Below are 19,921 nucleotides of genomic sequence, written 5' to 3'. Positions count from 1 at the left end.
GAACCTCCGCGAATCGATCCTGATCGGATATCGGTCGATTATGGCACGGCATGGGCAACAAAACATTGCGAGCCGCGCAATTGCTTGTCACCACGCAGGCCAACGCGCTATGACCGCGAGGCAAAGTTTGCCGGAGATCACATTTGGCCTTCACTTTGAGACAGTTGCAGTATTTCGTTGCAGTGGCGGAGCAAGGTACCGTCTCGGGTGCTGCACACGTCATGTCGATCTCGCAATCCTCGATCACCGAAGCGGTGAAGGAGCTGGAACAGGATCTCGGCGTCCTCCTCTTCGACCGCCATCCGCGCGGGCTCGCCATCACCCAGCAGGGCCACCAGTTTCTCCGCCACGCCACCAAGATCCTCGCGAGCGTATCAGAGGCCCGGCAGGTCTTCGACACTGATCCGGAAATGCTGAAAGGCTCGCTCCAGCTCGGCGTCACGTCACTCGTCGCCGGCTATGTGCTCTCCGATCTGCTCGCCCGCTATCGCCGCGCCTTTCCGGGCGTGGAGGTCAGCACGATTGAAGACGACGGCAATTATCTTGAGCATCTGCTGATCGGCGGCGAACTGGATGTCGCCGTCGTGCTGCTGAACAATCTGCGTGACCGCCAGGCGCTGCAGGTCGAAACGCTCGAAATGTCGCCCTTCAGCCTCTGGCTTCCGGCGGGCCATGATCTGGCATCACGCGAATCCATCACGGTCGAGGATATCGCCGGCCAGCCGCTGATCATGCTGACGACGGACGAGATCGAGGAGGCAACCCGCAAGCTGCTCGCCGTCTTCGGGGCAAGACCGCGCGTCGCCTTCCGTACCCGCTCGGTGGAGGCCGTGCGCTCGCTGGTCGCCACGGGCGCGGGTGTCGCGATCCTCCCCGACATGATCTATCGCCCCTGGTCGCTGGAAGGCGACCGCATCGAGTCCCGCGACGTTTCCGCCTCGCTGCCCGCCATCCATGTCGGCCTCGTCTGGCGGCGGGGACTGAGCCTTTCCGCCCCCTTGAGGAATTTCATAGCGCTCGCGCAGGCCCAGCGAACGCCGCGCCTGCGATAAGCCTTTCGCTATCGGAATTTCCGATAGCGACTTTCTGATAAAAGAAATTGCGAAGGCTTGGCGTCGGCATATCATCCCCTCATCGCATAACGGAAATATCCGGGCACTCACCGCAAAGGGGAACATCATGAAGTCCATTCTGAACATCACGACTGCGCTTACCCTCGTTCTCGGCTCCACCCTGCCGGCCTTTTCGGCGGACATGAAGGAAATCGGCAAGGGCGAAGGCGAAGTGAACATCGTCGCCTGGGCCGGCTATATCGAACGCGGCGAAAGCGACAAGGCTTACGACTGGGTCACCGGCTTCGAGAAGGAAACCGGCTGCAAGGTCAATGTGAAGACTGCCGCCACCTCGGATGAAATGGTGACGCTGATGAACCAGGGTGGTTTTGACCTCGTCACCGCCTCGGGCGATGCCTCGCTCCGCCTCGTCGCCGGCAAGAAGGTGCAGCCGATCAATATCAGCCTGATCAAGAACTGGTCGGCCGTCGACAAGCGCCTTCAGGATGCGCCATGGTTCACCGTTGACGGCAAGCATTACGGCACGCCCTATCAGTGGGGTCCGAACGTGCTGATGTATAATACCAAGGCTTTTGGCGACAAGGCGCCGGAAAGTTGGGAAGTCGTCTTCAAGGAAACGACGCTGCCCGACGGCAAGTCCAACAAGGGCCGCGTGCAGGCCTATGACGGCCCGATCTATATCGCCGATGCCGCCCTTTACCTGAAGACCGCCAAGCCGGAACTCGGCATCAAGGACCCTTATCAGCTCAATGAAAAGCAATATGCCGCTGCCATCGAGCTCCTCAAGGGCCAGCGCTCGCTCGTCGGCCGCTACTGGCACGATGCGACCGTGCAGACGGACGACTTCAAGAATGAAGGCGTTGTCGCCTCCGGCTCCTGGCCTTTCCAGGTCAACCTGCTGCAGGCCGCCAAGCAGCCGATCGCCTCCACCATTCCGAAGGAAGGCGCCACCGGCTGGGCTGACACGACCATGCTGCATGCCGACGCCAAGCATCCGAACTGCGCCTATATGTGGCTGAACCACTCGCTCGACGCCAAGGTGCAGGGTGATGTCGCCGCCTGGTTCGGCTCGGTGCCCGCCGTTCCCGCCGCCTGCAAGGGCAATGAACTGCTCGGCGAAAGCGGCTGCGCCACCAACGGCTTCGACAATTTCGAGAAGATCTCCTTCTGGAAGACGCCGACCGCCAAATGCGAACAGGGCACCTGCGTTCCCTATTCCAAGTGGGTCAGCGACTATATCGCCGTGATGGGCGGGCAGTAAGCGGCAGCGTCACAGCAGCCTCAAGAACCCCTCACCTGCAATTTTCATCGTTTAGCTGTCGCGCGCACCGTGACAATCATTTGGCGCCGCCGCGGCCGCGACAGCTAACTCGATGAAATTGCTTCCTCTCCCACAAGGGGAGAGGACGACGTGGCAGCCTCTCGCGCCACCTCTCCCCCTGTGGGAGAGGAAGCAAAATCAGCATCTTAGCTTTAGCTAAGTGCTAGATTTTGCCGGTGAGGGGTTTCGCCTTCCACGCATATCGGAGACCCACCCCATGACAGCTGCCGTAACATTCCGCTCCGTGTCGCGCCATTTCGGTGCGGTGAAGGCGGTGGACAGTGTCGATCTCGCCATCGCGGAAGGCGAGTTCTTTGCCATGCTGGGGCCGTCCGGGTCCGGCAAGACGACCTGCCTGCGGCTGATTGCCGGCTTCGAGCAGCCCGATGGCGGCGAGATTTCCATTCTGGGCCAAAGCGCCAATGGCATTCCGCCATGGAAGCGCAACGTCAACACGGTGTTTCAGGACTACGCCCTCTTCCCGCATATGACGATCCTCGACAATGTCGCCTATGGGCTGATGGTGCGCGGCGTCGACAAGACAACCCGCCACAAGGCGGCGGAAGAAGCACTCGACCTCGTCAAGCTCGGCGGCTATGGCGCGCGGCGAACCGGTCAGCTGTCAGGTGGCCAGCGTCAGCGCGTGGCGCTCGCCCGTGCGCTCGTCAACAAGCCGAGCGTTCTCCTGCTCGACGAACCGCTCGGCGCGCTCGACCTCAAGCTCCGCGAGGCCATGCAGGAGGAGCTGAAGGGCCTGCAAAAGCGCCTCGGCATCACCTTCGTCCTCGTCACCCACGATCAGGGCGAAGCGCTCTCCATGGCCGACCGCGTGGCCGTCTTCAACGAAGGCCGCATCGTGCAGTCCGGCGCGCCGGAAGACATCTATAACCGGCCGAGAACGCGTTTCGTCGCCGATTTCGTCGGCTCCTCCAATATCCTGTCACCCTCGCTAAGCGAAAGCCTGTCAGGTGGCCGGCGCTGGACAAGCCTCCGCCCCGAGGCTTTTACGCTGGAACCGGGCGACAGCCGCCTTTCGCTGACCGGAACGATCGAAGCGTCGAGCTTCATGGGCGCCGTGCGCCGCATCGCGCTGAAGGTCGGCGACAACACGATCCATGCAAACCTGCCGGCCGGCGCGACGCTTCCCGCCGAGGGCACGCCGCTGACGCTGCATTTTGCGCCTGACGCGCTGAACCCGCTGGAGGATGCGGCATGACCGCAAGCCTTGCGCCTCAAAGCTCGGCACAGGACAGCCTCGCCTCGCGTTTCTCGGCGGCGCTGTGGCGTTCGCCGCGCCTGCTCCTATTGCTGCTGCTGGCCCCGCCACTTCTCTGGCTCGGCGTCGTATATGTCGGCTCGCTCATCGCCCTTCTGGCACAGAGCTTCTTTTCCTTCGATGATTTCACCGCGCAGGTGACATATGAGCTGACGCTCTCGACCTATGCCGAACTCTTCAGCCCCGCCAATTTCGACATCATCAAACGCACCGTCACCATGGCAGCGCTGGTGACGATCGCGTCGGCCATCCTCGCCTTTCCGATCGCCTATTACGCAGCGCGCTATGCCAAGGGCCGCTGGAAGGCCTTCTTCTATCTCGGCGTCATGCTGCCGCTCTGGTCGAGCTATCTCGTCAAGATCTACGCCTGGAAGATGATCCTCTCCAAGGAAGGGATTGTCAGCTGGACGGCGGACAAGCTGCACTTAAGCTGGCTGCTCGATGCCTGGCTGTCGCTGCCCGTCGTCGGCGGCAATTCGCTCTCGGTCAGCGCCACGGGCACCTTCCTCGTCTTTGTCTATATCTGGCTGCCGTATATGATCCTGCCGATCCAGGCGTCGCTTGAGCGCGTGCCGGCCAATCTCATCGAGGCCTCCTATGATCTCGGCGGGGGCCCAAGCAAGACCTTCCGGCATGTCCTGCTGCCGCTGGCCATGCCGGGCGTCGCCGCCGGCTCGATCTTCACCTTCTCGCTGACGCTGGGTGACTACATCATTCCGGGCATCATCGGCACGTCGCGCCTCTTCATCGGTCAGGCGGTCTATACGCAGCAGGGCACGGCCGGCAATATTCCGCTCGCCGCCGCCTTCTCCGTCGTCCCAGTCGTCATCATGGCCTTCTATCTCTGGGGTGCCAAGAAACAGGGAGCCTTCGATGCGCTCTGACAAGCACAACAACGCCCCCTTCCCCCTGAAGCTTGCCGCAACCGGTGGCCTGCTTTTCCTGCATCTGCCGCTGCTTCTGATCTTCGCCTATGCGTTCACGACCGAGGACAAGAGCTTTCAATGGCCGCCGCCGGGCTTCACCACCCGCTGGCTCGCCGTCACCTGGGCGCGACCCGATGTCTGGCAGGCGCTGACGCTCTCGCTGCAGGTCGCTTCAATCGCCACCGCCTTCGCACTCGTTCTCGGCACGCTTTGCGCCGCCGCACTCTCGCGCGCCCGGTTCTTCGGCCAGGAGGCGATCACGCTACTCGTCATCCTGCCGATCGCGCTGCCCGGCATTGTCACCGGCATTGCGCTGCGCTCCGCCTTCGGGATGATGCAGATCCCCTTCTCCTTCTGGACGATCGTGCTTGGCCACGCGACCTTCTGCATCGTCGTGGTCTATAACAATGCGGTCGCCCGCTTCCGGCGCATGTCGCCCTCGCTGGTCGAGGCCTCCTATGATCTCGGCGCCAACGGGTTCCAGACCTTCCGCCATGTCATCCTGCCCAATATCGGCACGGCGCTGCTTGCCGGCGGCATGCTGGCGTTTGCACTCTCCTTCGACGAGGTGATCGTGACCACCTTCACCGCCGGCCAGCAGCAGACGCTGCCGATCTGGATGCTGGAAGAACTGATCCGCCCGCATGAACGGCCCGTGACCAATGTGGTCGCCATGGCGGTCGTACTGGTGACGCTCATCCCCATTCTCGGGGCCTATTATCTCACCCGCGACGGCGCAGAAACCGCCGGCAGCGGCAAATGACAGACGGAAAGGGAACGACCATGGAAACCGAAATGCTCATCGGCTCCGCCTTCCTCAAGGGCGAGGAACAGGAAGAAACGATCCTCAATCCGAGGAGCGCCGAAACCATTCTCAACCTGCCCGAGGCCTCGCCGGCCCAGATCGAAGCCGCTGTGGCGGCGGCGCGCGGCGCCTTTACCACCTGGTCGCGCACGACGCCGGGGGAACGCTCGGCCTATCTGCTCAAGATCGCCGACGCCATCGAGGCGGATGGGGATGCCTTTGCAGCGCTGGAATCGCTCAATTGCGGCAAGCCGATCAACGCCGTGCGCAATGACGAAATCCCTGCCATTGTCGATTGTTTCCGCTTCTTTGCCGGCGCCATTCGCAACCAGCACGGCACGATTGCCGGCGAATATCTGCCGGGCTTCACCTCGATGATCCGCCGCGATGCGGTCGGCGTCATCGGCTCGATCGCGCCGTGGAACTATCCGCTGATGATGATGGCCTGGAAGCTGGCGCCGGCGATTGCCGGCGGCAACACGGTCGTCTTCAAGCCGTCTGAACAGACGCCGCTCACCGCGCTGAAAATGGCGAAGCTGCTTGCCGGCATCCTGCCGGAAGGCGTCGTCAACGTCATTCTCGGCCGGGGCGAAAGCGTCGGCAACACGCTGATCAACCATCCGGGCATCGACATGGTGTCGATCACCGGCGACATCGCCACCGGCAAGAAGGTGCTGCAGGCCGCGTCCAAATCGGTCAAGCGCACGCATCTGGAACTCGGCGGCAAGGCCCCGGTCATCGTCTATGGCGATGCCGATATTGACGCGACCGTTTCCGGCATCCGCGCCTTCGGCTTCTACAATGCCGGTCAGGACTGCACCGCTGCCTGCCGCATCTATGCGCACAAGTCGGTCTATGAGCGCTTCGTCGCGGATCTCAGCGCCGCCGTCTCCTCCATCCGCTACAATCTCGCCGATGACAGCGAAAACGAGATCGGCCCGCTGATCTCGCGCCGCCAGCGCGACCGCGTTGCAAGCTTTGTCCAGCGCGCCGCCGAGACTGGCCATGTCGAAGTCACCGCCGGCGGCGCGATCCCCGACGGCTCCGGCTTCTACTATCAGCCGACCGTGGTGGCCGGTGCGCTGCAAAGTGACGAGATCGTCCGCCGCGAAGTCTTCGGCCCCGTCGTCTCCGTCACGCCCTTTGGCGATGATGACGACGTCATCGGCTGGGCAAACGATTCCGACTACGGCCTCGCCTCCTCCGTCTGGACGAAGGACATTTCCAAGGCCATGGCCGCCTCTTCAGGCCTTCGCTATGGCTGCACCTGGGTCAACACGCATTTCATGCTCTGCAACGAAATGCCCCATGGCGGCCTGAAGCAATCCGGCTATGGCAAGGACCTGTCGATCTACGCGCTCGAAGACTACACGGTCGTCCGCCATGTGATGATCGCGCACGGGTAAGACGCTCGGCGGGTTTGGGCGGGATCGTCAGAACCCGCCCTCGCCCTTCCTGAACGCCAACGGCGTCATGCCGGACCATTTCTGGAACGCGCGATGAAAGGCGCTGGGCTCCGTGTAGCCGAGCGTCACCGCGATCTGGGTCACGCTGTCTCTGCCGTCGCGCAGCAATCTTTGCGCCTCGGCATAGCGGATTTCATCGCGGATCGCCGCAAAGCTCTGTCCCTCCGACTTCAGCCGCCGCCGCAGTGTCGCAGGCGACAGGTTCATATCCTCCGCCACCCTTTCGAAATCCGGCCAGCTGTCAGGATTGATCGCCCGAAGGCGATGGCGAACCCCCGCCGTGAAGCCCTGATCGTGGCGGTAGCGCAGCAGGATATTGGCGGGTGCGGCGCGCAGGAACCCCTTCAGTGCCTTTTCGTCGCGAATGATCGGCAGCTTCAGATAATCCGACCGAAAGGCAATCCGGCTCCGGCTTTCGCCGAAATGCACCGGCGCGCCGAAGAACTGCAAATATTCCTGGCGGTTGATCGGCGCCGCGCAGGAGAAATCCACCCGGCTCAGCGGAATTCGCCGGCCGATCAGCCAGCAGGCAATGCCAAGCAGGATCAGCCAGTAGGTGCGATAGGTGAAGGCCGAGCGCGGGCCTGCCTGGTCCGTCAGCACGATCTCGGCCAGACCGCCCGCCTGCCGCAACTCACCGCTCGGATCGTCCAGCACGATGTTGAGAAAGGTGAGCGCGCGCTTGAGGGCCCGCTCCAGCGTGCCGGCATGGATCACCGTATAGCATAGCAGCCGGAAGGCGCCCGGCCGCATGGGATGTGCGGCAAGACCGAAGAACTCGTCGCCTGACAACGTGGCAATGGCCAGCCACAACGCGCCATACTGCTCATTGGTCACCGGCCCGAAGGACTGCGGATCGATCCCCACGCTTCTGAGCACCGGCGCGGGGTCGATGCCCTTCAAACGCAGGCTGTCCAGCGCATCCTCGACGAAGCCCGGCGAGATCATCCGGCTTTTCATGCCCTATCCTGAATTGACATTTCCGATCACCAATTCTGCTTTTCATTGTCATTGTTTGCAAGTCCCCATCGGCTATCATGAACCGATACTCCGAGGAGACGCCTCAGGCGTGGAGTTGATGTGAGGAGCAAGCCAGATGTCAGAGACAAACGTTCGAGCGGCGCGTCCGCGCTATGACGAGGCCGTCGCCAAGTTCCGGATCGAGGACGCGATCGCGCGGCTTGAGGGCGACCTGATGGGCAAGGTCAATGCCTGCGTGGAATGCTGCGACCGCCATTGCGGAGAAAACCGCCTGGCGCTGCGCTGGATCGGCACGGATGGCACGCTCGAGACCTTCACATTCGAAGACCTGCGCGCACTCTCCGCCCGCGTTGCCCATATGCTGCAGTCGCAGGGCGTAGTGGCGGGCGATGTCGTCGCGGGCCTGCTGCCGCGCGTTCCGGAACTCGTCGGCTTCATTCTCGGCGCCTGGCGCATCGGCGCCGTCTACCAGCCGCTTTTCACCGCCTTTGGCCCCAAGGCCATCGAGCATCGCTTCCAGACGGGCTCGACCAAGCTCGTCGTCACCAACAGCGCCAATCGGTCGAAGCTGACCGAGATCGCGAATTGCCCGAAGATCGCGACCATTGTCGCGCCGGGCGAGAGCCTGCCCGCCGGCGATATCGACTTCGGGAAGGCCCTGGCCGAAGGCTCCGGCGAGTTCGAGCCCGTCATGCGCCACGGCGATGACCTCATGATGATGATGTCCACCTCCGGCACGACGGGCCTGCCGAAGGGCGTGCCGGTGCCGATCCGCGCACTCCTCTCCTTTGCCGCCTATATGAACGAGGCCGTTGAACTGAAGGAGAGCGATGTCTTCTGGAACATCGCCGATCCGGGCTGGGCCTATGGTCTCTACTATGCCGTCACCGGCCCGCTCCTGCTCGGTCAGGCCACGACCTTCTACGAGGGCGGCTTCACCGCCGAGAGCACCTACAAGATCATCGAACGCCTGGGCGTCACCAGCCTTGCCGGCTCACCGACGGCCTATCGCCTGCTGATTGCCGCCGGCGCCGAGGCCGCCGCGCCCCTGAAGGGCAAGCTCCGCGTCGTCAGCAGCGCCGGCGAACCGCTGAACCCGGAAATCATCCGCTGGTTCGAGGCGCATCTTGCCGCCCCCATTCACGACCATTACGGCCAGACCGAGACCGGCATGGTGGTCAACAACCATCATGGTCTCGACCATCCCGTCCGCCACGGCTCGGCCGGCTTCGCCATGCCCGGCTATCGCGTCGTCGTCCTGGATGATGCCGGCAAGGAGCTTGGACCGAACCAGCCCGGCATGCTGGCCGTCGATATCAGGCATTCGCCGCTCATGTGGTTCACCGGCTATTACAAGAAGGACACGCCCTCGATTGCCAATGGCTATTACAGCACCGGCGACAGCGTGGAATTCGAGCCGGATGGTTCCATCAGCTTCATCGGCCGCTCGGATGATGTCATCACCTCCTCGGGCTACCGCATCGGCCCCTTCGACGTGGAAAGCGCGCTGATCGAGCATCCATCCGTCATCGAGGCCGCCGTGGTCGGCGTGCCGGATCCGGAACGCACGGAACTCGTCAAGGCCTTCGTCATTCTGGCGGCGGGCTATGAAGGAACACCGGAACTCGCAGAGGAATTACAGCAGCATGTGCGCAAGCAACTCTCCGCGCATGCCTATCCCCGCCTCGTGGAATTCGTGAAGGAACTGCCGAAGACGCCGAGCGGCAAGATCCAGCGCTTCATCCTGCGCAAGGCGGAAGTCGACAAGCAAGCCAAGAATTAAGGACGGAAGATCACATGCAAATCAAGGATCGCGTATTTCTGATCACCGGTGCGGCCTCGGGCCTTGGCGCAGGCGTAGCTAAAATGATTGTCGAGGCGGGCGGCAAGGCCATGCTGCTCGACGTCAATGCCGATGCGCTGAAGACGCTGGCCGCTGAACTGGGCGACGCCGTGCGGTATCTGCGCACCGACGTCACCAGCGAGGAAGATGGCAAGGCGGCGGTTGCCACGGCCAAGGCAGCCTTCGGCCGGATCGATGGTCTGGTGAACTGCGCCGGCGTTGCCCCCGGCGAGCGCATCATCGGCCGCGACGGACCGCACAAGCTGGAGAGCTTCGCCCGCGCCGTCTCCATCAATCTCATTGGCACCTTCAACATGCTGCGCCTGGCGGCCGAAGCGATGACCGGCAACGAACCGGGCGACAGCGGCGAGCGCGGCGTGATCATCAACACGGCCTCCGTCGCCGCCTTCGACGGCCAGATCGGCCAGGCAGCCTATTCGGCCTCCAAGGGCGGCGTGGCCGCCATGACGCTGCCGGCGGCGCGCGAGCTTGCCCGCTCCGGCATTCGGGTTCTCGCCATTGCGCCCGGCATTTTCGGCACGCCCATGCTGTTTGCCATGCCGCAGGACGTGCAGGATTCGCTCGGTGCCTCCGTGCCCTTCCCCTCGCGCCTCGGCCGTCCGGACGAATTTGCCGCACTTGTCCGCCATATCATCGAAAACCAGATGCTGAACGGCGAAGTCATCCGCCTTGACGGCGCCATCCGCATGGCCCCCCGCTGAGAACCGAAGCAAGGAACAGTCCCATGACGCAGTCCGATCCCATCGTCATCGCCGGCATGGCCCGCACGCCCATGGGCGGTTTTCAGGGCGATCTCTCCGGCGCGACCGCCAGCGAATTGGGCGCGGTGGCGATTTCCGCCGCACTCGCGCGCTCCGGCCTCAGCGCCGACCAGATCGAAGAGGTGATCTTCGGCTGCGTCCTGCCCGCCGGTCAGGGACAGGCGCCGGCGCGACAGGCAGCCCTTGGTGCCGGCCTGCCGCTTTCCACCGCTGCAACCACGGTCAACAAGATGTGCGGCTCGGGCATGAAGGCCGCGATGATGGCGCATGACACGATCCTGTCGGGAAATGTCGACATCGTGGTTGCCGGCGGCATGGAAAGCATGACCAATTCGCCCTATCTCCTCCCCAAGGCGCGCGGCGGCTATCGCATGGGCCACGGGCAGATCATCGACCATATGTTCATGGACGGTCTCGAAGACGCCTATGACAAGGGCCGCCTGATGGGCACCTTTGCCGAGGATTGCGCAGAGGCCTTCCAGTTCACCCGCGCCGAGCAGGATGCCTATGCCATCGCTTCGCTGGAGCGGGCGCAGAAGGCGATTGCCAATGGCCATTTCGCCGGCGAGATCGCCGCCGTGACGGTCAAGGGCCGCAAGGGCGATGTGCAGGTCGCCATCGACGAGCAGCCCGGCAAGGCGCAGATCGACAAGATCCCGACACTGAAGCCCGCCTTCCGCAAGGATGGCACGGTGACGGCGGCCAATTCCTCCTCCATCTCCGATGGTGCGGCCGCCCTCGTACTGATGCGCCGCTCGGAAGCCGAAAAGCGCGGCCTGACCCCACTTGCCGCCATCATCGGCCATGCCAGCCACGCGCATGAACCGAACCTTTTCCCGACCGCGCCGATCCACGCCATGCGCAAGCTCTCCGACAAGACCGGCTGGAAACTGTCCGATGTCGATCTCTTCGAGATCAATGAGGCCTTCGCGGTTGTCGCCATGGCCTCGATGCGGGAGCTCAACCTTCCGCATGACAAGGTCAACATCAATGGCGGCGCCTGCGCGCTCGGCCACCCGATCGGCGCCTCCGGTGCCCGCATCATGGTGACGCTGCTGGCGGCACTTCAGACCCATGGCCTCAAGCGCGGCATGGCCTCCATCTGCATCGGCGGCGGTGAAGCCACCGCTGTTGCCATTGAAAGGCTCTCGTGATGATCCTCGACGAAACGACAGAACAGATCCGTGATGCGGTGCGCGATTTCGCGCAGGAGCGCTTGGCGCCGGGTGCGGCAGAGCGCGACGAGACATCCCGCTTTCCGCGCGAAGAGCTGACCGAAATGGGCGCGCTCGGCTTCCTCGGCATGCTGGTGCCGGAAGCCTATGGCGGTTCCGATCTCGGTTCGCTCGCCTATGCGCTGGCGCTGGAAGAGATTGCAGCAGCCGATGGCGCCTGCTCGACCATTATGTCGGTTCATTCCTCGGTCGGCTGCGTGCCAATCCTGCGTTTCGGCACGGACGAGCAGAAGCAACGCTTCCTGCCGAAGCTGGCGAGCGGCGAATGGATCGGCGGCTTCGCGCTGACCGAGCCGCAGGCAGGCTCCGATGCCTCGGCCATACGCACGAAGGCGCGGCGCGACGGCGACCATTATGTGATTGATGGGGCCAAGCAGTTCATAACCTCGGGCAAGAACGGCAATGTCGTCATCGTCTTCGCCGTGACGGACCCGGCCGCCGGCAAGAAGGGCATTTCCGCCTTCATCGTGCCGACGGATACGCCCGGCTACAACGTGGTGACGGTCGAAAAGAAGATGGGCCTGCATTCCTCAGACACCTGCGCGCTCGCCTTTGACGGCATGCGCATTCCGGTCGAAAACCGGCTGGGCGAAGAGGGTGAAGGCTACAAGATTGCGCTTGCCAATCTTGAGGGCGGCCGCATCGGCATTGCTTCGCAATCTGTCGGCATGGCGCGTGCAGCGTTCGATGCTGCGCGGACCTATGCCCATGAGCGCAAGGCCTTCGGCAAGCCGATCATCGAGCAGCAGGCCGTTGCTTTCAAGCTCGCCGACATGGCAACCCAGATCGAGGCCGCCCGCCACATGGTCGTGCATGCAGCAAGCCTCAAGGACGCCGGCAAGCCCTGCCTGACGGAAGCCTCGATGGCCAAGCTCTTCGCCTCGGAAATGGCCGAACGCGTCTGCTCGGACGCCATCCAGATCCATGGCGGCTATGGCTATTTGTCGGATTACCCGGTCGAGCGCATCTATCGCGACGTGCGCGTCTGCCAGATCTATGAAGGCACGAGCGAAGTCCAGCGACTGGTCATCGCGCGCGGCCTTTGAAAGAGAGGTTGAGCGGCCAACCGGCCGCTCAACTCTTCGCGATCTTCACCTGCATGACGTCGATGCTGCCGACGCTGAAGCCGGCGGCGCAATAGTGCAGGTAATAGCGCCACATGCGCTTGAAGCGTTCATCGAAGCCCATCTCGCGGATGCGCTCCCAATTGGCCGAGAAATCCTTGTCCCAGATCATCAGCGTCTTGGCATAATGCGTGCCGAAGGCGGCCCAGTCCTTCACGGCAAGGCCCGCATTGTGGGCCGCGTCGCGGAAGGTCGTGAACGACGGCAGCATGCCGCCGGGGAAGATATAGGTCTGGATGTAATCGGCATTGCGCCGGTAATCGTCGAAACGGTGATCCTCGATCGTGATCGTCTGGATCATCGCCCGCCCACCGGCCTTGAGGCGGTCGCGGATCGTCTCGAAATAACGCGGCCAGTTCTCCTCGCCCACCGCCTCGAACATTTCGATCGAAACGATGCGGTCATAGCTGCCCTCCGTATCGCGATAATCCTGGATGCGGATTTCGGTGCGATCGGCAAGGCCAGCCTTGGCAAGCCGCTCGGTGGCAAACTTCGCCTGTTCGGCCGACAGCGTGATGCCGGTCACATGGCAGCCGGTCGTGGAGGCCGCATATTCTGCAAACCCGCCCCAGCCGCAGCCAATTTCGAGAACACGGTCGCCGGGCCCGATTTCCAGCTCCTTGATGATGCGGTCATATTTCGCATTCTGCGCTTCGGCGAGCGAGGCGTCCGGATGCTGGTAGAAGGCTGACGAATAGGTCATCGTCTCATCCAGCCAGAGGCTATAGAACTCGTTGCCCAGATCGTAGTGATAGGCAATGTTCTTGCGGCTGCCGCGCTTCGTGTTGGCGCGGAAACGGTGCTTCAGATAGGCAAGCGTGCCCCAAACGGCAGACGTGCGCGTCACCGGCGACAGCGCCTTTTCGTTTTCCAGCGCCAGCTTCATCAGTGCGCCGATGTCGGGGCTGTCCCAGTCGCCATCGATATAGGACCGCGCGAAGCCGAGATCGCCCGACGTTGCCAGACGCCAGATCGGGCGCGGGTTCTTCAGGAAAAGCTGCGCCTCGGTGCCGCCGATCCCGCGATGGACGCGGTAAAAGCCACCCTTGGGAAATGTCAGCGTCAGGCCGCCTGTCTCGATGCGGTCGGCCATGCGGCAGACGGCGCGTTCCCAGAACTTCAGGCGACGGGACGTGCCTGCGGTTGCGAATTGCGTGGATTCGGACATGCTCATTCCCCCGGCTTTCCGGCACCGACGAGAGAGCTGGCGACGACCTTCTCCGCAGGACTGTGCCGATAGATTTTCAGGCCCTTGATCCAGAGGCGAACGGCTTCAATGTGAATGGCGGCCGTGACCTTCATGGTCATGAGCGGGTACTTCAAGAATACGATGAGCAGATTGCGATCCGTCATCGGCCGTCTCTCCCCGGCAAAAGACGCGAACAGCATCTTTCCGTCAGGTCCGGTTTCCGTAATCCTGATCGCAGTTCTGTCCTGCGGCCTTACTATATCGAAATGGTATTCGCAGTCCATCGGCATGAAGGGGGAAACATAAAAAGTCTTCGCGCAACTATGCTGCACGGGACCATCCTCTCCCGCTGTGGGGATAATGTAGGTGTGGCGCTCGTGGAACGTGTTGCAGACTTCGTAAAGCACAGTTTTCAGCCCACCGTCCGGCGCGTAGCAGAAATAGACCGTGAGCGGATTGAACGTATATCCGAAGATGCGCGGATAGCACAAAACCTCGACTCGCATGCCTTCCGTCTCGAAACCGGCCTCCGCGACATGCGCCAGCGCCCAGGCCTTCAGGCTCTCGCCCGGCTTCAGGTTGCCGTGATCCTTGTTGAAGAAGCTGAACAGCGCAAAACGGTCGACGCCGAAGAAGCGCAGCTTCGAGGACAGCGCCTCCAGTTCGTCCAGATCGATCAGAAGCGAGAAGACGCGATAGTTGAGCGTGTGCGTCTTCGGCGCAAAGCGCCGGTGCACGACATGGCCTTCATAGATGGCAGATCTGAATGTCATTCGGCTGCCGCCAAAGTCTCCGGAAGATGGATGCGTGAGGATTCGCCCGCCACCTGCCAGGGACGCTTGCCGCCGGTCAGGCTCTCGGCCACCGCCAGACCCGACTGCAGGCCGTCCTCATGGAAACCGCTGCCGAAATGGGCGCCGCAATACCAGATGCCGCCCTGCCCTTGGATTGACCAGAGGCGCTTCTGCGCGTCAATGGCGGCCGTATCGAAGAGCGGATGCGTGTAGTCAAACGTGGCGTAAACCTTGTCCTCCCTGACCGCACGGCAGGGATTGAGCGTCACGAAAATCGGATGCTTTTCCGGCAGGTTCTGCAGCTTGTTCATCCAGTAGGTGACGCAGAGCTGCTCGTCGCCCGTCGCATTGCGCTCGCCGATATAGTTCCAGCTCGACCAGACGCGCTTGCGCTTCGGCATCAGGCCCGGATCGCTGTGAAGGACGGCGGTGTTGTGGGTGTATTTGAAGGCGCCGAGAAGCGCGCGTTCGCGTTCGCTGGCATCCACGCGCATGGCCAGGGCCTGGTCGCCATGGGTTGCGATGACGACATCGTCAAACAGCTCCGGCCCCTGCCCGCAGTCGACCAGGACGCCATCCGCCGACCGGCGAACCGAGCGCACGGGCGCGTTCAGGCGAACCTCGCCGTCGAAATCGGCAAGAATGCGCTGGACATATTGTCGGCTGCCGCCGCTGACCGTGCGCCAGACCGGCCGGTTGAGGATGGACAGCAGGCCGTGGCTTTCGAAGAAGCGGATGAAGGCGACGAGCGGGTAGGAGCGCATCTCCTTCGCCGTCGTCGACCAGATCGCGGCGCCCATGGGCAGGATATGATTGTCGACGAAGCTCTTGGAATAGCCCTCGCGGTCAAGGAACTCGCCGAGCGTCATTTCGCGCGCTTCCGGCTGCTTGGCGGCCAGCGGTGCCTCGCGATAGAAGCGCAGGATATCGCCGACCATCTGCCAGAAGCGGAAGCGAATGATATTGGTCTTCTGGCCGATCATCGACAGCAGGCTCGTGCCCGAATATTCGAACGACCCATTGTTGATAGAGGCCGAAAACGACATGTCTGAGGCTTCTGTCTTCACGCCGATCGTCTGGAACAGGCGAACGAGGTTCGGATAGTTCCACTCGTTATACACGATGAAACCGGTATCGACCGGTACGGGGCCGCTTGCGGTCATGACGTCAACCGTGTTCGAATGCCCGCCCGGCCGCTGATCGGCCTCGATCAGCGTCACCCGGCAATGCTTGCTCATAAGCCACGCTGCACTGAGACCGGAAATACCGCTGCCGATGACGGCTACATGACGGTTTCCCTGCGGCTTTTGAGGTTTCACGGTATTGAGCATCAATTGTCCCTTTCGTTTGTAAGCATTACGCTCGATAGAGAGTTCCGGATTGAAATGATCCGAAAATTCTTTGATGCTGTGATCCGCTAGCAAAGTGTCCGCGTAAAAGCCGGCATGGACACAGTTGCTTCGACCATTGCACCAAAAGAATTCCGCCCCAAGCCATCCTGGCCGGCGGAGAAGACAGGCGTGATTTCTGCAAAGGTTCGCGTCCGCAAGTTGGAAAAGACTGTGAAAGAACCCGATAAGGAAGAACTTTCAGCATGCCTGCTCGCCGTGGGCGCCAGAAAAGACATTCAGGCGTTCGAGGTACTGTTTCGGCATTTCGGCCCCAAGATCCGGGCCTTCATGCTGAAGCGTGGTGGCAATCGCCAGCAGGCTGAAGAACTGATGCAAGAAACGATGATGATGATCTGGAACAAGGCGGCATTGTTTGATCCGGCGCGTGGATCGGTGTCCAGCTGGATATTTACCGTCGCCCGCAATGTGCGCATCGATGCATTTCGCAAGACCAACCGCCCCGAATTCGACCCGAATGATCCCGCCTTCGTGCCGGATGCCGAGCCTGCCGCAGACGATGTCTATCAGGCAGGCCAGGAAGCCGACCGCCTTCGCGGCGCTTTGGTAAAACTTCCACCCGAGCAGGCCGACCTGCTCCGCCTTTCCTTCTACGAAGAGATTTCCCACAGTGCGATCGCCGAGCGCATGAACCTGCCCCTCGGTACAGTGAAGTCACGCATCCGTCTTGCCTTCTCCCGCCTCCGCGAAATCCTGGGAGATGCAGCATGAACATCCACCACCACATCAGCGACGAACTTCTGTTCGACTATGCCAATGGCGCGCTCGAAGAAGGCTGGAGCCTGGCCGTCGCCACGCATCTCGCCCTCTGCCCGTCCTGCCGCAAGCGCCTTGCCGCGATGGAGGCGGCCGGCGGCGCGATATTCGAAGCGATCGAAGTCGAGCCCGCAAGCGCTTCCAAGGAAGACTTTTCCTGGGAAGCCATGCGTGCCCGGATTGATAACGCCGCGCCTGTCCGGGAAGTTCCGGCAGCGAAGGTCGTTTCGGCACGGGATGGCGTTTTGGTTCCGGAACCTCTGCGGTCCTATATCGGCGGTGACGTCGACAAGGTGAAGTGGAAGCCGCTTGGCCTCGGGGCCTATCACTATCCGATCAAGACATCGGATGAGGATATTTCCGTGCGTCTCCTGCGCATTCCGGCCGGCAAGCCGGTGCCTGAACATACCCATGGCGGACGCGAACTGACGCTGGTGCTGAAAGGCAGCTTCAGCGATGTCAGCGGCCGCTTCGGTCCCGGTGATTTCGAGGAGACGGACGAAACGGTCGACCACCAGCCGATCGCCGATCCCGGCGAGGACTGCATCTGTCTGGCGGTCACCGACGCGCCGCTGAAGTTCAAGAGCCGCATCGTCCGGATGATCCAGCCGCTGCTCGGCATCTGATCGCATTCAGGTGCGTCTTGGGGCCATCCCCGAGGCGCGGCCGCTAATCTTCGATGACGCGGGCTCCGGGAACGAACCCTTGCCTGCTTCGTTGACAGTCATCTGGAATCAAAGGTTCAAAAACCATGCGCAAGGCATTGATTGCGTTCGCCGTTCTGGCGATCGCCTTCCTCGTGATCGACTCCGTCTGGCTCGGGATCATCGCCGTCGATTTCTACAAGGCGACGATCGGCCATCTTCTGGCGCCCCGGCCGAACTTTGTCGCAGCGGCGTTCTTCTATGTGATCTATCTCGGCGGCGTGGTGCACTTTGTCGTGCTGCCGGCCGCGGCCCGGGGAAGCGTGCTGCATGCGACCAGACAGGGCGCGCTGTTCGGGCTGGTGGCCTATGCCACCTATGACCTGACCAACATGGCGACGATGCGCGACTGGCCGCTTTCGGTCACCCTCGCCGACCTTGCCTGGGGCGCCTTCATCACCGCCGCTTCCAGCACGATTAGCGCCTGGGCGGTGCGGAAATTCGGCTGAGGTCTTTTCGGCGCATAACCTGAATGCAAAAGAGCCCGCCGACGAGGATCTCGTCGGCGGGCTCTTGGTTTGTATGTCGATGCGACGATTACTCGCCGGCCTTGGCCTGTCCGGCGGCATAGCCGCCGCCGACGGCGACGTTCAGCGCGATATAGTCGAGCGCCGACTGGCGGATCGACGCGGCGAGCGCCTGCTGCGCCGTCGAAACGGAACGCTGGGCGTCCAGAACGTCGAGAAGCGAGGAAGCGCCGTTCTTGTAGTTCGTCGTCGCGAGGCTGAGGGCCTCCTGATAGTTCTTCACGGACGCGCGCAGAGCCGAAACCGTCGCGCGGTCACGGTTATAGGCGACCATCGCGTTTTCAGTCTCCTCGATGCCCTGCAGGACCGAAGCCTGCCAGGCGAGATAGGCAGCGCGGGAAGCCGCTTCCGAGCTCTTCACATTGGCACGAAGCGCGCCGCCATCGAAGATCGGCAGCGTCAGCGTCGGGCCGAAGGACCAGCTTGCGCCATTGCCCGTCAGCGGGGTCGAGGCGATGTGGAACGGCGAGATCGAACCACTCAGCTGGATGCTCGGATAGAGCTTGGCTTCCGCGACGCCGATATTGGCGACGGCGGCGGCCAGCTGACGTTCCGAGCGGCGGATATCCGGACGGTTGCGGATGAGATCGGCGGGAATGCCCGCCGAGATCTTGTCACGCGCAACCGGCTGCGGACCGCTGCGCTGCATGTCGGCGAGCAGCGTCGGAGCGGGCACGCCAAGCAGCGTCGAAAGATGGTTCACCTGCTGGCGGAAGTTGGTCTCCAGCCCCGGAATGTCCGAAAGCGTGGAGTTGACCAGACCTTCGGCCTGCACGACGTTGAGCCGCGAGGCAGCGCCCGCGTCGAGCTGCGCCTTGGTCAGCTCAAGCGTATCGCGGCGGGTCTTCAGGTTCTCCCGCGCGATCGACAGAAGCTGCTGATAATAGCGTGCGTTGACGTAATAGGTCGCGACGTTCGAGATCACCGTCAGCCGCGCAACGTCCGCGCTGGCATAGGAGGCGTCGAGCGAGGCATTGGCGCTTTCCTTGGCGCGGCGATACTGACCGAACAGGTCGAGCAGCCAGGAGGCCGACAGCGTGCCGCTCGTATTCGAGCGCTGTGCGGTGGCCGAGACGCCATTCGTCTTGCTCAGGTTTTCGGCGGCGCTGCCGGTAATGCTCGGCAAGGAGCCGGCACCCGCAACGGTCACGCCCTGACGCGCCTGTTCGATCGCTTCCAGCGCCTGCAGAACCGTCAGGTTCTTCGACATGCCTTCCGTGACAAGGTGATTGAGCCGCGGATCGGAGAAGGCAGTCCACCAGGTCGCGGTCGTGACATCGCCATTGCTGGTCTTGCCGCCCTCCGAGAACTTCGCGGGCATCGGCGTTTCCGGCGCCTGCATATCCGGGCCAACCATACAGCCCGAGAGGAACAACATCATCGCAAGCGGGGCGGCAGTATAGAGAGTTGGTTTCATGAGACGGGGCACACTCGGGTTACGGTTACCGAAAATTACTTCTATAGACTTACTATGTAGCTCTCGCTGCAGAAAAGCCCCAAAATCGACAGGCCAGCCTTTCTCCGCAACAAAGATGCGGAAATCAGCATGCGGTCGCCGAATCGCGACCGTGCCCGTCCCTTTCCGAAACCAGAGACAGCTTGCAGATAACCATGCCTCATCGAGGTGAAAAGTTAAAATACATTCATAAATGTGTTTCTGCGAACGATCGTTCGGAATGATGGCAAAATTGCCACGCCTTGCCCCGTCGG

18 protein-coding genes are annotated in these 19,921 nt (G+C 62.3%); 13 read left to right on the top strand and 5 right to left on the bottom strand.

The features are described from left to right. The first annotated feature begins 143 nt into the window (after window positions 1-143). The 6 genes from LQK84_RS10835 (at window position 144) to LQK84_RS10810 (ending at window position 6,807) form a co-directional block, all read left to right on the top strand. Window positions 144-1,052 carry a LysR substrate-binding domain-containing protein gene (locus tag LQK84_RS10835; RefSeq protein ID WP_230828731.1) on the top strand — a complete coding sequence of 303 codons (909 nt, stop codon included), beginning with the start codon at window positions 144-146 and terminating at the stop codon, window positions 1,050-1,052. A gap of 127 nt (window positions 1,053-1,179) precedes the next feature. After that, window positions 1,180-2,334 (top strand): ABC transporter substrate-binding protein, encoded by a 1,155-nt coding sequence (locus LQK84_RS10830; RefSeq protein WP_230828730.1) that lies wholly within the window; start codon window positions 1,180-1,182, stop codon window positions 2,332-2,334. 277 nt (window positions 2,335-2,611) lie between these two features. After that, window positions 2,612-3,610, top strand: a complete 999-nt coding sequence (locus LQK84_RS10825) for an ABC transporter ATP-binding protein (RefSeq protein ID WP_230828729.1) — start codon at window positions 2,612-2,614, stop codon at window positions 3,608-3,610. Continuing rightward, window positions 3,607-4,554 (top strand): ABC transporter permease, encoded by a 948-nt coding sequence (locus tag LQK84_RS10820; protein WP_230828728.1) that lies wholly within the window; start codon window positions 3,607-3,609, stop codon window positions 4,552-4,554. Before LQK84_RS10825 ends, LQK84_RS10820 begins: the two co-directional genes overlap by 4 nt. After that, complete coding sequence (locus tag LQK84_RS10815) at window positions 4,544-5,359, top strand: ABC transporter permease (protein WP_230828727.1); 816 nt, start codon at window positions 4,544-4,546, stop codon at window positions 5,357-5,359. The genes LQK84_RS10820 and LQK84_RS10815 overlap by 11 nt, the downstream gene beginning before the upstream one ends. Window positions 5,360-5,379: 20 nt before the next feature. After that, window positions 5,380-6,807, top strand: coding sequence for a gamma-aminobutyraldehyde dehydrogenase (locus tag LQK84_RS10810; protein WP_230828947.1), 1,428 nt, complete (start codon window positions 5,380-5,382; stop codon window positions 6,805-6,807). Window positions 6,808-6,834: 27 nt separating this feature from the next. Here the strand turns inward: LQK84_RS10810 and LQK84_RS10805 are convergent, their stop codons facing one another. Then, window positions 6,835-7,827, bottom strand: coding sequence for an AraC family transcriptional regulator (locus LQK84_RS10805; RefSeq protein ID WP_230828726.1), 993 nt, complete (start codon window positions 7,825-7,827; stop codon window positions 6,835-6,837). A gap of 136 nt (window positions 7,828-7,963) precedes the next feature. Here LQK84_RS10805 and LQK84_RS10800 point away from each other — a divergent pair, with 136 nt between their 5' ends. Genes LQK84_RS10800 through LQK84_RS10785 form a run of 4 tightly spaced genes read left to right on the top strand, consistent with a single transcriptional unit; the run spans window position 7,964 to window position 12,754 of the window. Next, window positions 7,964-9,631, top strand: coding sequence for an acyl-CoA synthetase (locus LQK84_RS10800; protein ID WP_230828725.1), 1,668 nt, complete (start codon window positions 7,964-7,966; stop codon window positions 9,629-9,631). 14 nt (window positions 9,632-9,645) lie between these two features. Then, entirely contained in the window at window positions 9,646-10,413 is a 768-nt protein-coding gene (locus LQK84_RS10795; RefSeq protein WP_230828724.1) for a 3-hydroxyacyl-CoA dehydrogenase, read from the top strand. A 23-nt stretch (window positions 10,414-10,436) separates the two neighbouring features. Continuing rightward, complete coding sequence (locus tag LQK84_RS10790; RefSeq protein ID WP_230828723.1) at window positions 10,437-11,627, top strand: acetyl-CoA C-acyltransferase; 1,191 nt, start codon at window positions 10,437-10,439, stop codon at window positions 11,625-11,627. Then, the gene (locus tag LQK84_RS10785; RefSeq protein WP_230828946.1) at window positions 11,627-12,754 is read left to right on the top strand and encodes an acyl-CoA dehydrogenase family protein; all 1,128 of its coding nucleotides are present in this window, start codon (window positions 11,627-11,629) and stop codon (window positions 12,752-12,754) included. Before LQK84_RS10790 ends, LQK84_RS10785 begins: the two co-directional genes overlap by 1 nt. 28 nt (window positions 12,755-12,782) lie before the next feature. Here the strand turns inward: LQK84_RS10785 and LQK84_RS10780 are convergent, their stop codons facing one another. Genes LQK84_RS10780 through LQK84_RS10770 form a run of 3 tightly spaced genes read right to left on the bottom strand, consistent with a single transcriptional unit; the run spans window position 12,783 to window position 16,146 of the window. Next, entirely contained in the window at window positions 12,783-14,000 is a 1,218-nt protein-coding gene (locus LQK84_RS10780; RefSeq protein WP_230828722.1) for an SAM-dependent methyltransferase, read from the bottom strand. A gap of 2 nt (window positions 14,001-14,002) precedes the next feature. Next, on the bottom strand, window positions 14,003-14,794 hold the full coding sequence (locus LQK84_RS10775; protein WP_230828721.1) for a DUF1365 domain-containing protein: 792 nt from the start codon (window positions 14,792-14,794) through the stop codon (window positions 14,003-14,005). Beyond that, complete coding sequence (locus tag LQK84_RS10770; RefSeq protein ID WP_269071978.1) at window positions 14,791-16,146, bottom strand: NAD(P)/FAD-dependent oxidoreductase; 1,356 nt, start codon at window positions 16,144-16,146, stop codon at window positions 14,791-14,793. Before LQK84_RS10770 ends, LQK84_RS10775 begins: the two co-directional genes overlap by 4 nt. Window positions 16,147-16,260: 114 nt before the next feature. Here LQK84_RS10770 and LQK84_RS10765 point away from each other — a divergent pair, with 114 nt between their 5' ends. From LQK84_RS10765 to LQK84_RS10755, 3 genes are all read left to right on the top strand, one after another. Then, window positions 16,261-16,935 (top strand): sigma-70 family RNA polymerase sigma factor, encoded by a 675-nt coding sequence (locus tag LQK84_RS10765; RefSeq protein WP_230828719.1) that lies wholly within the window; start codon window positions 16,261-16,263, stop codon window positions 16,933-16,935. Beyond that, window positions 16,932-17,606 carry a ChrR family anti-sigma-E factor gene (locus tag LQK84_RS10760; protein ID WP_230828718.1) on the top strand — a complete coding sequence of 225 codons (675 nt, stop codon included), beginning with the start codon at window positions 16,932-16,934 and terminating at the stop codon, window positions 17,604-17,606. Before LQK84_RS10765 ends, LQK84_RS10760 begins: the two co-directional genes overlap by 4 nt. A 125-nt stretch (window positions 17,607-17,731) precedes the next feature. Next, a complete protein-coding gene (locus LQK84_RS10755) occupies window positions 17,732-18,133 on the top strand; it encodes a DUF2177 family protein (RefSeq protein ID WP_230828717.1) in 402 nt (133 codons plus the stop codon). An 88-nt stretch (window positions 18,134-18,221) separates the two neighbouring features. On the opposite strand, the gene LQK84_RS10750 is transcribed toward LQK84_RS10755, so the two are convergent. After that, on the bottom strand, window positions 18,222-19,628 hold the full coding sequence (locus LQK84_RS10750) for an efflux transporter outer membrane subunit (protein WP_230828716.1): 1,407 nt from the start codon (window positions 19,626-19,628) through the stop codon (window positions 18,222-18,224). Between the last annotated feature and the right edge of the window lie 293 nt (window positions 19,629-19,921).

Origin of the sequence: Rhizobium sp. C4 (assembly GCF_021026315.1) — a bacterium.
GTDB lineage: Bacteria > Pseudomonadota > Alphaproteobacteria > Rhizobiales > Rhizobiaceae > Ensifer_A.
This window is presented reverse-complemented; position numbering and strand designations above follow the sequence as displayed.